The sequence below is a fragment of the Microbacterium sp. NPDC089695 genome, assembly GCF_044749085.1.
Classification (GTDB): Bacteria; Actinomycetota; Actinomycetes; order Actinomycetales; family Microbacteriaceae; genus Microbacterium.
Genome location: NZ_JBIVHG010000001.1, coordinates 1,735,593 through 1,749,098 on the forward strand (window position 1 = coordinate 1,735,593; position 13,506 = coordinate 1,749,098).

Sequence of the window (13,506 nt, forward strand, 5' to 3'; positions counted from 1 at the left end):
GGAGAGAGCTGCGCTTAAATGCAGAAAAGGCGCACGGTGGGAGTCGCCACCCTCAGATTGAAGGTGGTTCTCCACTCGCCCGTACGCCTGTACTCCGGAGGATTCAGCGTGAGCAGCCTCGAATTAGTCGAGCCTGGATATGTCGTAGTGGTGCTGCATTTGGTGTTGCTCGTCAGCTTCGGTTACGTATGGAGCCGTGCGTTTCGTATATCGCCGAGCCGGATCTCCGGCTCGCTGTCAAGCCTACTTGATCTGCTGCGGACGCCGCTGGTCAGGCCTGGCCAGGCCGATGCGGCATGCCCGAAAGCAAAGGTTCGACATTTGTTTTCTACGTGAGTGGTCACGCTCGTCAGCGGGCGTGAGTTCGCTTCGCTCGCATCCATGCAAGGTTGGCAGAGCGGCAATTTCGAATATCGCCGTCGAGGTGTATCACCTGACGATGCCGGTAGAACGGTCGAGGTCGCGCGACGAACGCGCGGGCGACCAGGATCGCCACGGGTATCCAGGGCTTGTTGCGCTGGGTCGGGGTGGATATGTCCACACAGAGCACCCCGCCCACGATCCGCGGTCTCAGTCGCTGGCCGTCGCGCTTCGTGTAGATCCAACCGCTCGCATCGGCGCGCAGCCCCGGGAACCCCGGCACCGAGCGCGGGGCGCTGGCGCGAGAGTAGGGTTTCTCCCGATCGTCTTGCTTCGTGTTCATGATTGCGATCATCTCCTTCATCGGGTTGGGGAACAGCGGCTCGCTCGGCTTCGGCTGGCGGGCCGCTGTCTGCTTCAGTAGCCGACGAGTCCGGCGGCGCGGCCGAACGCGAGCGGCATCAGCGAGTACAGGTGCTGGGCATGCTCGACGGGGTCCGCCAGTGCGGCGCGGACGGTGTGGGCCTCGCTCGCCATGCCGCGAAGCACCTTGATCTCGCGGGCGCGGATGTGGTTATCGAGTTTGTTGAACTCCTTGACGACGACGCTGGTGTCCTCGCCTGCCTGCAGGCGGTCGCGTAGTTCCTCGATCTTGTCGAGGTAGGCCAGCGCCTGCCCGGTGCGCCCCTTGTTGTGCTCCAGCATCGCGTCGGCGCGAGCGATGGTGTGCCGCTCTGCGACTCGTACCTTGTCGAAGAGCTCCTCGTCGGTCTTGCGGATCGCCTCTGCCTCCTCGGTGCTGCCGCCGTATCGGCGCTGACGTACCTGCTTGCGCAGACTGTCGATAGACCGTGCCGGAACGCGGGCATCGAAGTAGGTGCCTTCGTCTCCGGAGCGCGACACGGTCGCCGCGCGGCTCTGGCCGTCGCGGTAGTCGTCGGGGTCTGCGCTGGTGCTGACCTTCTTGATGGTGGTCATGGGGTAGCTCCTCTCAGCCGATCCGGTTCATCCGCTTGCGGTGATCCTGCAAGATCTGGGGGTTCGCGGTGTTCTTCATCCGCTCTTTGACGGCGCGGCGCTCGTCCTCCTTGGCGAAGGCGGCAGCGAAGTCGTCGGTCATGGCTTCGAGTGCCTCGTCCAGAAGTTGCGCGGCCTGGGTGTAGTCCTGTTCGGCCTCTTCGAGCCGGGCGATCTGTGTGTGTCCCATCGCGGGGTACTCCGGGAGGTCGTCGTGGCGTGGGTCGAGGTATGCGCCGAACGGGTTCGTCGATGACACCGGCTGCTTCTCACGCACCGGCGTCGCCTCGTCCTCTTCGCGCCAACGGGCCTCCTGGTCGCGACGCCGCGCTGCCGAGATGCGCCGGTTGCGTGCGAGGTCGAACTCGCTTGTGAGCACCTCACGGTCCGCCTCCGCTACGTCTGAGCCGAAGCGCTGAACGAACTCCTCGGTGGTCTCGTTGCTGTCCAGCGAGGTCTGGAGCACCTCGCGCTCCTCCGGCGTGAGGAACGTGAACGTGGTGAAGGCATTCACCGATCGGTTCCCCTTGCGCCGGTGAGCTTCCAGCTCGTGCTTGGTCAAGGTCCGCTTGATAGGCATCGTCAGTTCTCCTTCTTGTAGGTGGTCGTGGGTAGTGCAGCGGCGATCTCGAGCGAGATCAGCCGGTACGGCTCGAGACCCGCGTGAATCAGGCCGCGCAGCACCGTGCGCTTGTTCGTGCGGCTGATCTTTGCGAGCAGGTCAATGGCCTCGCCGGTAGCGACGGGCACGCTGGTTTCCACTCGCACGACGTCTTCAGGCAGCACCTTCGGGCGGTGGCTGGGGTTGGTCATGTCGTCTCCTCGTCGGGGCATTTCCCCGTGGTTAACTCTCGCGTGGGTTGTCGGCAGAAAGCAAACGCGATTCATCGTCTGACCTGGGCAAAGTTGGAACGTTGAGATACGCGTGCAGGATCGCGGATGTAGTAGAAAGGACGCGAACCGACACCCGACCAGGAGGAATCATGACCCCGAACTACGACCAGACATTCCAGGACCGCAGCGAGTATCAGGGCGAACGCGGCCCGCAGTACCGGACACCCGCCGGCCAGCCGCGAGCGCTGAGTGTGGCCGAGCGAGCGCGGCTCATGCGCTCCGCAGGGATCGCGGACAGCCTGCCGAACGGCACCGACCCAGAGGAATACGGCGAGCGGCTCGCGTAGACCCGCCACCGCACCCAGGAGAATGGTCAGGGTGTGAAGAACGCCCCGACTCCGGTACGCCGGGACGGTCGGGGCGTTCTACGTGGGCAGGCTGGCGCTGCCGCAGCGCCCCGATACAGTCAGTCATGTGGAACGCAAATTTCAAGTATTCGTGAGCTCGACGTACACCGATCTGGTCGCAGAGCGCCAAGAGGTGATGCAGGCGTTGCTTGAGATGGACTGCTTACCTGCTGGAATGGAGATGTTTCCGGCCGCCGATGAGGACCAGTGGACGCTGATCAAAGAAGTCATCGACGAGTGCGACTACTACATCGTCATCGTTGGAGGTCGATACGGTTCGGTCTCCGCCGAGGGTGTTAGCTACACCGAGATGGAGTACGACTACGCGGTGGCATCCGACATACCGGTACTTGGATTCGTCCACGGGAATCCTGACGACATTCCAGCGGGCAAGTCCGAGTTGGGCAAGGAGGCCCGCGAGAAGCTCGATGCGTTCCGCGCAAAGGTCATGACTCGGATGGTGAAAAGGTACGCCTCTCCGACAGAACTCGGATCAGTAGTTTCGCGAGGCTTGAACCGAGCGATCAAGCGCAATCCCCAGCCCGGATGGGTCCGTGGCGACCAGGCGATGACCCCAGAGGTTCGGACTCAGATTGCCGAGTTGAAGGCGGCTCTCGCGGACGCCAAGAGAGAGAAGGCCGAGGACGAGGCCGCCGCACGCGCGAAGCCCACTGAGCTGAATCTCGAGTACGAACACGGAGCAGATCAGGTTACTTTCGAGTTCCACCTCGATGGTTGGGAAAGCAGTCGCGGGCGCAGCATCGATATGACTGCCGAACTTACGTACGAGTGGGACGAGGTCATTGAGGTTCTTGGCCCGTTCATGATTGAAGAAGCACCTGAGCCAAGTCTCCGGGAACGTTGGGACTCGCACATGTTCAACGACACGCAACGACTCGACGACTGGCCGAAACTGCGAAGCAACGATACGGCAAGCATCACTGACAACTCGTGGGGCGCAATCATCGTGCAGCTGCGCGCCTTGGGCGTGATTGCCGTTGGCGACAAGAAGCGAACTCCTTCCGACAAGTCGATTTACTGGAAGCTCACACCCGCTGGCGACGAGTACGTGGTGAAGCTGCGGGCAAAACGTCGTGAGGAAGAGAGCGAAGATCCGGCCATCGAGGAAGCTCCTGTTGCCTAGGTTTGACCTCACGGCTTCTGTGCGCCTCGACGGCTGGGGTTCGAGTGCCGGGAACCCCTCCGAAACCCCTCCGACCACGCTTGACCAGCGCTCTCCGATGGGGTGCGTTCTCGCCCACTCAGCCCTGTGAGGGCGGGCGAGAACGTACGTCAGTGGTCATCCCTGGTCGGCACCGGCTTGCTGGGAAGGGGCGTTACCGAACAGCTGTAAATCAGACTGCACTGCATTCGGGGGTTCGAATCCCTCACTCGCCACCACCGGGTGTTCTCGGATCTACAGCTCACATGTTCTCGCATCTAGAACACGACAGCAGAAGGGCCATCGGATATCCGATGGCCCTTCTTCGTTCTCAAGTTGCGAAGTCCCGCACTCCACGTGAGTAAATCTTCGCTCTCGCCGTGACCGACTTCGTCCTCGATCCGTGCATAGCGGCGTCGATGAAATCGAGACGCAGCGGGATGCGCGCATGCTGGCCTAGTTCGCGACGGATTAGACCTGACACCGGTCGCGTGCGCTGAGTGTTCATGCGCCATCATGGGGATCATGAGCAGGAACACTCTCGAGCAGGGCAAGCCGCGTATCGGTTGGATGATTGACGGAGACCCGCAGACTCCCGAAGTAGCAGTGATGCTCGAGCTGACTGAGGACGCGATTCACCTCACGATCCCCACCAAAGGGATGTTTGGGCCGGACGACCCCTACGCGCGCTGGTTCAGCAACGGAACGCACTACGGGGACGATCCAGATAAGACGAAGTACCGGTACTCACCCCCAAAGAACCTGCTCTTCTACGACCACCTGGGCCCCGTCGTTCTCGTCGGCTGCTGGGCGGGCGCATCATCTTCGAGCTCGAACGGCGCCGGATTCGGCCGTGTATCCGCCGAGTACGCCGCAGTCGGGCAACACGACCGGAACCTCGACCAGATCAACGGCATTAGGGCGGAGATGCCCGCGCTGAACGCGTGGACGGGGATCAGCAGCAGATCCTCAAAAGTGACCTTTGACGCGAAACAGCGAACCCGCATCTTGACCGTTGAGATGAGCTCACCAGCGACGACACGCTTGTCTCGAACGAAGAACTTCACTCTCGCGCCCACGTGGAGGACGTCTGCCCCCGAGTCAGATACGCATGCCACGCATGATGTCGTGCAGCTGGTGACCGAAACCCGCCGAGGCGACGACTGGGAGGCGCACCTCGCGCCGCACCGTGCAGTCCAGGACCTCATCTCGCTGTCCGCGTGGCGGCAGCTCGGTTTCTCTCGCATCGAAGTAGGGAAAATGGAACCTGTGCACCCGCGCCGGCGCGAAGCTGTGGGCGCGAGCGAAGAGATCCGTTGGTCAGAGCTCATCACCCACAGGCTGCGCAAGCACACGCCTTGGAAGACTGATCCGCGGTTCTTGTTCCGCTACGACGACATCGGTGCCGCTGGCGTCGCGCGATGGCTGCGGCTACGTGTGAAGTATGAACGCGCCATGCTCCCCCTGGCCAGCGTCATCGGGCAGCACGGGATGTTCGTAGAAGCCGCCGTGTTGCAGACTGGGATCGCGGTCGAGGCGCTCGGGTATCAGCTCGCCAGCGAGGCAGTGCCCTCGGGGTTGAACACGCGCGGGCAGATCTCGTACAACGACGCAATGGACCGCGTCGTCAGCGAGCTGTCCTTCGTGCCGGTCGCTGACGTCGAGGTGTGGAAGTCCCGGTCGAGGCGCAGCTACATGGGCGTGAAGCACGCGGATCAGCCCACACCCGACATGCTCACCCTCGCGAACGCCTACCGCGAGAACGCTCTCGTTCTCCGCTACTGGATCGCGGGACGCCTAGGCTGCAAGGCGAGCACACTTGAGGCGCGACTGGCAGGGGACCCGCTCGGATTCGAGTACGAACCAGTGTCGTAGTGGCGCTCCAGGACTCGTCGCAGGAGCACTGAAGTATCGCCCGACCTCAATTGTCGGTCTGCCTTCCCGCCATCGTGCTGACGCAACCGAAGGCCGAGACGCGGTCGAGTTCTCCCCCGCGCAGATTTGCGGCCGCCCCGTTCGGCTGCTCTCGCGCGGGGGAGACAGCCCATCAAACCCGGGACTGGGGGCCGCCGTCTGTGCGTGAGTGTATTCGCCAGCGACTTGGGCACCGAAGCCAGCCTGTAAGCGCCGCCCTTGCGTGGCGTGCTCCTGCGGTGAGGAAATCGGAGGTCGCATCGACATGTTGAGCGGTTCTGTTGACGGAGATGGTTCAGTGGGTACATGGCTCGTGGCTCTCGCCGTCAACGGCAAAACTTCACCGCAGCGTACGTCGCCGAGGAGGAGAGCGCCCTCGACACGCATCTGGAACGCATGATTGCCGACGTTCATCAGTCAGATGATCCCGTCGGCATGCTCAACGCCCGAATCGACGAACAGCTCGCGATACTCGTCGCGCAGCTGGCGCATCACCGTCCGGAGCGGGTGGTAGAGCTCGCGAGAGTGGTGTGCCTACCCTGGCAGTTCGGGACTTTCGAGAAGCCCAACACAGATGGAGGGCCACCAAAGATCGAGCTCTTGGCATTGTTCGCTCTCGTCGCGAGCACGACCACTGAGAATGGCTCATCCCGGAAAGAAGCATTCAACGGTCTCTTCATGGAAGCTAACGAATGGGTCGACTCCGCTGGCACGCTTCTACAGCTGTCGCAGGCGCTCCTCGCTGTGAAGGCAGAGGATAACCCCGTGGAGCGCGTTGCCGCCACGGCCCGGGGGAGGGAAGTGTGGGTTCGAAACTCGTCCTACCCGGACATGGTGTCGCGAACACACCGCCGCCTGTTTGACCACGCGGAGACCGCCGCTCACCTTCGGAGCTCCATCGGGTTCGATGCAGATGAAGCGACGCGCGTCCTCAGCGCGCTCCATCGGCTGCAGTCTGACGCCGTGACCGCACGTCTGGGCGTGTACACCGACACGTTGAAGGCGCGCCCGGAGTTATTGGCCGGGATGGAACTGTACGGGCTGACGCTGGAGGAGAAAGTCGCGTTCAACCAGTTCTTTCAACCGACCGCCGACGTCGTCGCGTTCTCGACGGCGGACGTCGATGCTCTGGTGCAGTGCGGAGAGAGAGTCGTGAAAAGGGTCCTTGACCACTTCAGCGTCTCGTCCGGCACGCGAGTGAGCAGGGAGATCTTGGACGCGTTCGCTTCCGGAGATAATCCTCTGCGAACCCACCCCGTGCTTCGGACGGCCGAAGGTCGCTACACCCTCGTCCACGAGGCGCTCGTGCAGCCTGCTGTGCGAGAGAACCTCGAACAGACGATGAGGGCCACCAAGACTGTGTGGGAGCCGTACCAGAAGCGGCGCGGAACAGTTCTAGAGGAGATCGGAAAGGAGGCCTTTGAGCGTATGCTGCCCGGGATGACCACCTACTTCGCATTCGACTACTTCGTCCCGGTGAATGACGCGGAGGAGCTCCTACCTCCCGAGAAGTACACGAAGAAGGTCGAAGGTGACATGCTGTTCGTCATCGACGACGTCGCCATCATCGTCGAGGCGAAGGCGGTAGCGATTACGCCGGACGCGCGGGCGGGCATCACCAGCAAGCTCCGGCGGAACCTGGCGGACATCGTCACGACGGCGGCGAACCAGGCGAACAGGCTCCGTCGACGAATCGTCGAAGACGGCGGGGTGCGGTTGAAGGCCGGCGGATGGGTGGACCTGTCGCATGTGCGAGAGATTCACACTGTCGCCCTGAGCCTGGAAGACCTCACCGCGGTCGCGACCGGAACTACGGCACTGGTGGAGGCAGGCCTGCTTCGAGCTGATGAGGTGCCGTGGGTGGTCTCGATTCACGACCTGCAGATCATCGCGCAACTCATCGACCGTCCCGCCGATCTTCTCCTGTACCTTCGCCGGCGTCGTGACCCGGAGATGCCGGCGTTCTATCGCGCCGTGGATGAGCTGGACCTGTTCCTCTTTTACCTCGATGCAGGCCTCTACGTCGCGCCAGACCCGAAGGTGATGGCCGCCGAACTCTCTTACGCATCGGCCGACGACGCTCGCGACCTGCGTCTTCGCGAACAGCAGCAACCTGCCATCATCCACCCAAGGACCAAGCCGCTTGACGCATGGCACCAGTCGCAGATCGACCCCGCGGCGCCGAAAGCCCCCAAGCCCCACCGCACCGCCCGCCCCATGGACAAGCTCACCGCAGAACTCGCCTCACGGAAAGACTTTGGCTGGTTGAGTATCGGCGCCACACTCCTGGCAGGCGACATGGACACGCAGAATGAGTTTGCGCGGATCCCTCGGATGCTGTTCGCTAAACGACGCGGCGACGGGCAGGGGCGCAGTCGCTTCGCGGATGCAGGCAACACACTCGCGGAGTCATGGGCGCTGGTGTGGGTGACGCGTCCTCGTCGCCAAGCGGCGGAGGAGTGCAGGGCAGAGGCGGCCACTTATCTCCGGGACAAGAAGTACCAGACGAGGATCCCCAGGGGTGCAGCCTTCATTTTCGATGAGCACACCAAACGCCTCGTCGACGTCGTCTATGACGGAGAAACCTTGCCGCGGAGCGCTGAGATGGACGAAGCGACGAAGTATCTGGATCCGCTGCCGACGGACGCCTCGAAATAGCTGGCACCCCGGCATTGGGGAGGGCGCTGACTCCACACCGGGCGTCGCAACGGTCGACGAGAGAGCTGCAGATCAGGAGACCGTTACTCACGTGGACGACGGTGCCTGGAGGAATAGCGTCGTCGCTCGAGAGGATTCGCCGCGTACATGGGCGTCATGACCCCTGTAGCCTCAGGGCCTCCCGGAGATCCGCGAACACCCCACCACAGGGGTGTTCGCGTGTCCAGAGGGTCCGCGTTCACCGATCTCTCACATCGATCATCGACCGCCAGCACGCTGGCGGCCTCCACTCAGGGTCGAAGTCGACCGCACCGCTATGACTTTGCCGCCTCGGGTGGGCGCGGCCCGCGGCGGTGTAAGCGCCATGTCAGACGCTTTCTGCCTCGTCTACGGGTCGCGGATGCGCGTCATTGGCGAGGTACGCCGCGTAAGCCCGAACCCCTTCATCCGTCCCATAGTGCTAAAGCGCGAGGCGACTCAGGCGTGACTGAAGATCTTGGAACTGTTGCCACGGGTCGGGCTGGTTTCCGAGGCGTGCGGCGTACGCAGCGCTGATCCGAGTGATCTCTGCGAGCTCGACCTCTGCCACTCTTCCAGCGTTGATGCTTTTGTTCAGGTACGCCTTGACGCGTCGCTGCTGGCTTTCGCTGTGCTGGTGCGCTTCGTCGAAGGTCACCAAGGACTCGCTGCTGCGCCTGTTCGCACTCATGCCTGCACCTTAACGCTGTCGCGGAACCAGGAGCCGTCGCCTCACTCGCGATGAGCGGCTGCGAGTCGACTCATAGCGTTGCCGGTCTCTTTCTCACGTGCTCCGCCCGTCGGGGAACCTGTGGTCCGAAGGCAGCCTGGAGGTGTAGACCCAAGTGGCGCTCGCGCCACGGTTCTGGCACCATCCGGAGGGTGCGCAAGAGCCGACTGATCGTCATCATCGCGTCGGTCGCTCTGCTCGGGGGTTGTGCGGGCCCGGCGCCGACGCCGCACGAACCGGAGTCACCAGCAACGGAGCAGACTATGATTGACGAGAACGCGCTGCCCGCAGCGGCGCCGACTTTCGCGGCCCACTTCACCGACCCGATCTACGACGACCCCGCCGACGAGTTCGCGCCCTTCGGCACCGACGAGGGGTGGGAGATCCTCCACGAGTGGGCGGAACGCCGCGGTGAACTCCACCCGAAGACCACGCTCGAAGACCTGATCGTCGAGAGCGGATTCGGCGACATCGTGGCGGAGATCGACACCGATGCAGGGCCGGGGATCCCCGAACCGGGAGGGCAGATCGACGCAGCGACGATCGTCGTCGGCACGGGCTTCACAATCCTGCGCCTGACGGGTCGCATCGACAAGGAGGGCCTCGAGCAGACGCTCAAGGCCCTCGACATCCTCATCGACCACTACGGGCCGTCAGAGGCGCTCGTGCGCCAGCGCGCCGACCTCGAGTCCTGGCGTCAGTAGTCGGCGTGCAGCCGCAACCTCGTCGCGATCTCGGCGGTCTGCTCCTGCGGCGTGGCATCGATCGCGACCTCGATGGCCTTCTCGTCGGCATCCAACGCCTGCAGCGTCGCGAACTGCGAGTCGAGCAGCGCTGTCGGCATGAAGTGCCCCTGTCGGCGCATCATCCGCTCGAGGATGAGCTCGCGGTCGCCGGCGAAGTGCACGAATGTCACGGCGTCGCGGCGCAGCACGTCGCGGTAGCTGCGCTTGAGAGCGGAGCACGTGATGATGCCGGGCTCTCCAGCTGCAATCCGCTCGTCGATCCAGTCGGCGATGCGGTCGAGCCACGGCCAGCGGTCGTCGTCGTCGAGCGGGTGGCCCGACGCCATCTTCGCCACGTTCGCCGGCGGGTGCAGGTCGTCGCCCTCTTCGAACGTCCAGCCGAGGCGACCGGCGAGCATCGCCGCGACCGTCGACTTGCCGGTGCCGGCGACGCCCATGAACACGAGCACGGGAGGCTGCATGGTCATCATGATCACACGACCAGACTCAGCAGCAGCGTTCCGGCGAGACCGGTGACCGAGATGAGGCATTCGAGCACGGTCCACGACTTGAGCGTCTGCGGGATGCTGAGTCCGAAGTACTCCTTGATGAGCCAGAACCCGGCGTCGTTGACGTGCGACAGGAAGACCGAACCCGAGCCGATCGCGAGCACGAGGAGCGCGACCATGGGGGAGTCGAGCGTCTCGGTGAGCGGCTGCAGGATGCCGGCGGCGGTGATCGTCGCGACGGTCGCGGAGCCCGTGGCGATGCGGATCACGACGGCGACGAGCCAGGCGAGGATGAGCACCGAGACCGACGAACCCGACACGAACTCGGCGATCACGCCGCCGATGCCGGTGTCGACGAGCACCTGCTTGAACCCGCCACCAGCGCCGACGATCAGCAGGATGCCGGCGATCGGCCCGAGAGACGAGCCGACGATGTCGTTGATGCGCTGACGGTCGAACCCGGCGCCGCGGCCGAGGATGAAGAATCCGGCGATCACGGCGATCAGCAGCGCGATCACAGGGGTGCCGAGGAAGTCGAGGGCGAGCTTCCACGGGGCGTCGGATCCGGCGGCGCCGATGTCGGCGATCGCCTTCCCGAGCATGAGGATGACGGGGAGCAGGATGCTGAACAGCGTCGCGCCGAACGAGGGGCGGCGCTTCGGCTCGTCGCCGGCATCCTCCGCCGTGACGAACAGTTCGGGCACGGGCACGTCGACCCAGCGGGCGGCGAACCGGGCGAACAGCGGTCCGGAGATGATGACCGCGGGGATCGCGACGATCACGCCGAACGCGAGCGTCAGCCCGAGGTTGGCGCCGAGCGCGTCGATCGCGGCGAGCGGGCCGGGGTGCGGGGGAACGAGGCCGTGCATCGCCGAGAGGCCGGCGAGGGTCGGGATGGCGATGCGCATCAGCGATTGGCCCGAGCGCCGCGCGACGAGGATGATCACGGGGACGAGCAGCACGAGCCCGACCTCGAAGAACATCGGCAGGCCGATCACGGCGCCGATGAGACCCATGACCCAGGGGAGCGAACGGGCACTGGCCTTGGAGACCAGGGTGTCGACGATGCGGTCGGCGCCGCCGGAGTCCGCCAGGAGCTTGCCGTAGATCGCGCCGAGGGCGATCAGGATGCCGACGCCGCCCATGGTCGAGCCGAAGCCGGCCGAGAAGCTCGTGACGGAGTCGCCGATGTTCATGCCGGCGATCGCGCCGGTCGCGAGGGCGCCGACGGTGAGTGACAGGTACGGGTGGAGTTTCACCCAGGTGATGAGGGCGATGATGATCGCGATGCCGATGACGGCGGCGGCGATGAGCTGCCCTGCGGGCTGCGCGGGCGCGACGGTCTCGGCGGCTGCCGCGAGCGTGCTGGTGGTCGGGATGAGCGATGCCATGAGCTTCCTTGATCCGGGCGAGTGAACGGCCTTATGTCGTACATAATAAGCACGCCGCACTCGACATGTAAAACATATACGCGTCCGCCGATGATCACACTCGTCGTGATGGGCATCCTGCAGGCATACTCGAGATATGACCGCGCCCCGGAACGGCAGCCCGCTCCACGATTCCCTCGTGGACGAGCTCGGTCGTGCGATCGTGCACGGCGTTCACGCACCGGGGTCGCGGATGCTCACGGTCGAGATCGCGGAGCAGCGTGGCGTCTCGCGCTCCGCCGCGCGCGAGGCCGTGCGGGTGCTGGAGTCGTTCGGGCTCGTGTGGGTGCGCCGCAAGTCCGGGGTCGAGGTGCGGCCCCGCGCCGACTGGAGCGTGTACGCCCCCGAGGTGATCGCCTGGCGACTCGACGGCCCGGGCCGCGACGAACAGCTCCGCGAGCTCAGCCAGCTGCGGTCGGCGATCGAGCCGTTGGCCGCGCGCCTTGCGGCGGAGAACGCGACCGCCGAGCAGAAGGTCGATCTCGTCGCCCTCGTCGTCGAGATGGGGCAGGAGGACCACGAGGCCGATCATGAGCGCTACCTCGCGGCCGACGTCCGCCTGCACCGCCTCCTCCTCGAGGCATCGGGCAACTCCATGCTCGCAGCGCTCGGTGACACCGTCGAGGCCGTCCTGCGCGGGCGCACGCTGCATGACCTCATGCCGCACGTGGCGAACCAGAGCGCCGTGCAGTGGCATCGCGACGTCGCGTTCGCGGTCGCGAGCGGCGACGCGGATGCGGCCGCCGCCGCGATGCGCGACATCGTCTCCGAGGCCGACGAGGCGATGCAGCGCGCCGCAGACTGAGCATCGCGGATGCGTGACACCGAGGCCCCGCATCCGCCACACTGAGTGCCATGGGATCAGCGTTGACCACCATCGGACTGCCCGTCGCACTGGGCATCATCATGCTGGGCCTCGGGCTCAGCCTCACTCTCGCCGACTTCGCCCGGGTGCTGAAGCAGCCGAAGGCGGTGATCGTCGCCCTGCTGTGCCAGCTCGTGCTGCTGCCGGCCGTCTGCTTCGGCCTCGTGCTCCTCTTCCAGCTGCCGCCCGTGCTCGCGGTCGGCATGATGATGCTCGCGGCCTCGCCGGGCGGGACCACGGCCAACCTCTACAGCCACTTGTTCCGCGGCGACATCGCCCTCAACATCTCCCTCACGGCCGTGAACTCGGTGATCGCGGTGATCACGCTCCCCGTCATCACGAACCTCGCGATCGCCTACTTCGAGCCCTTCGACGACCAACTCGGTCTGCAATGGTCGAAGGCGCTCGAGGTCTTCGCGATCGTGCTGCTTCCGGTCGCTCTCGGCATGCTCATCCGACGGCTCTGGCCGCGGTTCGCCGCAGGCATGGACAAGCCCGTGCGCATCGCATCCATCGTGATCCTCGTCGTCGTGATCGCCGGCGCCGTGGCCTCGAACTGGGAGCTGCTGGTCGACAACGTCGCGCGGCTCGCCCTGATCACAGTGCTCTTCTGCCTGGTCAGTCTGGCGATCGGGTTCTTCGTGCCGCGGCTGCTCCGGGTGGGACGCCGCCAGGCGATCGCGTCCTCCTTCGAGATCGGCATCCACAACGCCACGCTCGCGATCGTGATCGCGCAGTCCGTGCTCGGATCCGTCGAGCTGAGCCTGCCGGCCGCGGTCTACGGCGTGCTCATGTTCTTCATCGCCTTCGGGTTCGGCTTCCTGATCCGCGAGAGGGCGGGATCGTCGGAGGCGAGCGCGTCGTCCGCATGAGGAAT

The 13,506-nt window shown here is 64.7% G+C and carries 15 protein-coding genes; 8 read left to right on the top strand and 7 right to left on the bottom strand.

Annotated features, from left to right (window positions below; genetic code table 11):
• Nucleotides 1–108: 108 nt before the first annotated feature.
• Nucleotides 109–336 (top strand): hypothetical protein, encoded by a 228-nt coding sequence (locus ACIPYT_RS08425; RefSeq protein WP_401072523.1) that lies wholly within the window; start codon nucleotides 109–111, stop codon nucleotides 334–336.
• 13 nt (nucleotides 337–349) lie between these two features.
• Here the strand turns inward: ACIPYT_RS08425 and ACIPYT_RS08430 are convergent, their stop codons facing one another.
• The 4 genes from ACIPYT_RS08430 to ACIPYT_RS08445 form a co-directional block, all read right to left on the bottom strand.
• Nucleotides 350–703 carry a hypothetical protein gene (locus ACIPYT_RS08430; RefSeq protein ID WP_401072525.1) on the bottom strand — a complete coding sequence of 118 codons (354 nt, stop codon included), beginning with the start codon at nucleotides 701–703 and terminating at the stop codon, nucleotides 350–352.
• 74 nt (nucleotides 704–777) lie between these two features.
• Nucleotides 778–1,338, bottom strand: a complete 561-nt coding sequence (locus tag ACIPYT_RS08435) for a hypothetical protein (RefSeq protein WP_401072527.1) — start codon at nucleotides 1,336–1,338, stop codon at nucleotides 778–780.
• 13 nt (nucleotides 1,339–1,351) lie between these two features.
• The gene (locus ACIPYT_RS08440; protein WP_401072529.1) at nucleotides 1,352–1,939 is read right to left on the bottom strand and encodes a hypothetical protein; all 588 of its coding nucleotides are present in this window, start codon (nucleotides 1,937–1,939) and stop codon (nucleotides 1,352–1,354) included.
• Between the two features lie 20 nt (nucleotides 1,940–1,959).
• Nucleotides 1,960–2,190: a hypothetical protein gene (locus tag ACIPYT_RS08445; RefSeq protein ID WP_401072531.1), complete on the bottom strand. Its 231-nt coding sequence runs from the start codon at nucleotides 2,188–2,190 to the stop codon at nucleotides 1,960–1,962.
• 170 nt (nucleotides 2,191–2,360) lie between these two features.
• Between ACIPYT_RS08445 and ACIPYT_RS08450 the strand changes: the two genes are divergently transcribed.
• The 4 genes from ACIPYT_RS08450 to ACIPYT_RS08465 all read left to right on the top strand — a co-directional run bounded on the left by ACIPYT_RS08450 (nucleotide 2,361) and on the right by ACIPYT_RS08465 (nucleotide 8,352).
• The gene (locus ACIPYT_RS08450; protein ID WP_401072533.1) at nucleotides 2,361–2,558 is read left to right on the top strand and encodes a hypothetical protein; all 198 of its coding nucleotides are present in this window, start codon (nucleotides 2,361–2,363) and stop codon (nucleotides 2,556–2,558) included.
• A gap of 82 nt (nucleotides 2,559–2,640) precedes the next feature.
• Nucleotides 2,641–3,762: a DUF4062 domain-containing protein gene (locus ACIPYT_RS08455; protein ID WP_401072535.1), complete on the top strand. Its 1,122-nt coding sequence runs from the start codon at nucleotides 2,641–2,643 to the stop codon at nucleotides 3,760–3,762.
• A gap of 543 nt (nucleotides 3,763–4,305) precedes the next feature.
• On the top strand, nucleotides 4,306–5,655 hold the full coding sequence (locus ACIPYT_RS08460; RefSeq protein WP_401072537.1) for a hypothetical protein: 1,350 nt from the start codon (nucleotides 4,306–4,308) through the stop codon (nucleotides 5,653–5,655).
• A 345-nt stretch (nucleotides 5,656–6,000) separates the two neighbouring features.
• On the top strand, nucleotides 6,001–8,352 hold the full coding sequence (locus ACIPYT_RS08465) for a hypothetical protein (RefSeq protein ID WP_401072539.1): 2,352 nt from the start codon (nucleotides 6,001–6,003) through the stop codon (nucleotides 8,350–8,352).
• Nucleotides 8,353–8,812: 460 nt separating this feature from the next.
• Here the strand turns inward: ACIPYT_RS08465 and ACIPYT_RS08470 are convergent, their stop codons facing one another.
• Entirely contained in the window at nucleotides 8,813–9,061 is a 249-nt protein-coding gene (locus tag ACIPYT_RS08470; RefSeq protein WP_401072541.1) for a hypothetical protein, read from the bottom strand.
• Between the two features lie 302 nt (nucleotides 9,062–9,363).
• On the opposite strand from ACIPYT_RS08470, the gene ACIPYT_RS08475 reads away from it, so the two are divergent.
• On the top strand, nucleotides 9,364–9,804 hold the full coding sequence (locus ACIPYT_RS08475) for a hypothetical protein (protein WP_401072543.1): 441 nt from the start codon (nucleotides 9,364–9,366) through the stop codon (nucleotides 9,802–9,804).
• Here the strand turns inward: ACIPYT_RS08475 and ACIPYT_RS08480 are convergent.
• Both ACIPYT_RS08480 and ACIPYT_RS08485 read right to left on the bottom strand, forming a co-directional pair.
• Complete coding sequence (locus ACIPYT_RS08480; protein WP_401072545.1) at nucleotides 9,798–10,307, bottom strand: gluconokinase; 510 nt, start codon at nucleotides 10,305–10,307, stop codon at nucleotides 9,798–9,800. The genes ACIPYT_RS08475 and ACIPYT_RS08480 overlap by 7 nt on opposite strands.
• A gap of 11 nt (nucleotides 10,308–10,318) precedes the next feature.
• Nucleotides 10,319–11,725 carry a GntP family permease gene (locus ACIPYT_RS08485; RefSeq protein WP_401072547.1) on the bottom strand — a complete coding sequence of 469 codons (1,407 nt, stop codon included), beginning with the start codon at nucleotides 11,723–11,725 and terminating at the stop codon, nucleotides 10,319–10,321.
• A gap of 136 nt (nucleotides 11,726–11,861) precedes the next feature.
• On the opposite strand from ACIPYT_RS08485, the gene ACIPYT_RS08490 reads away from it, so the two are divergent.
• The gene (locus tag ACIPYT_RS08490; RefSeq protein ID WP_401072549.1) at nucleotides 11,862–12,569 is read left to right on the top strand and encodes a FadR/GntR family transcriptional regulator; all 708 of its coding nucleotides are present in this window, start codon (nucleotides 11,862–11,864) and stop codon (nucleotides 12,567–12,569) included.
• A gap of 50 nt (nucleotides 12,570–12,619) precedes the next feature.
• A complete protein-coding gene (locus ACIPYT_RS08495; protein ID WP_401072551.1) occupies nucleotides 12,620–13,501 on the top strand; it encodes a bile acid:sodium symporter family protein in 882 nt (293 codons plus the stop codon).
• The last annotated feature ends 5 nt before the right edge of the window (nucleotides 13,502–13,506 follow it).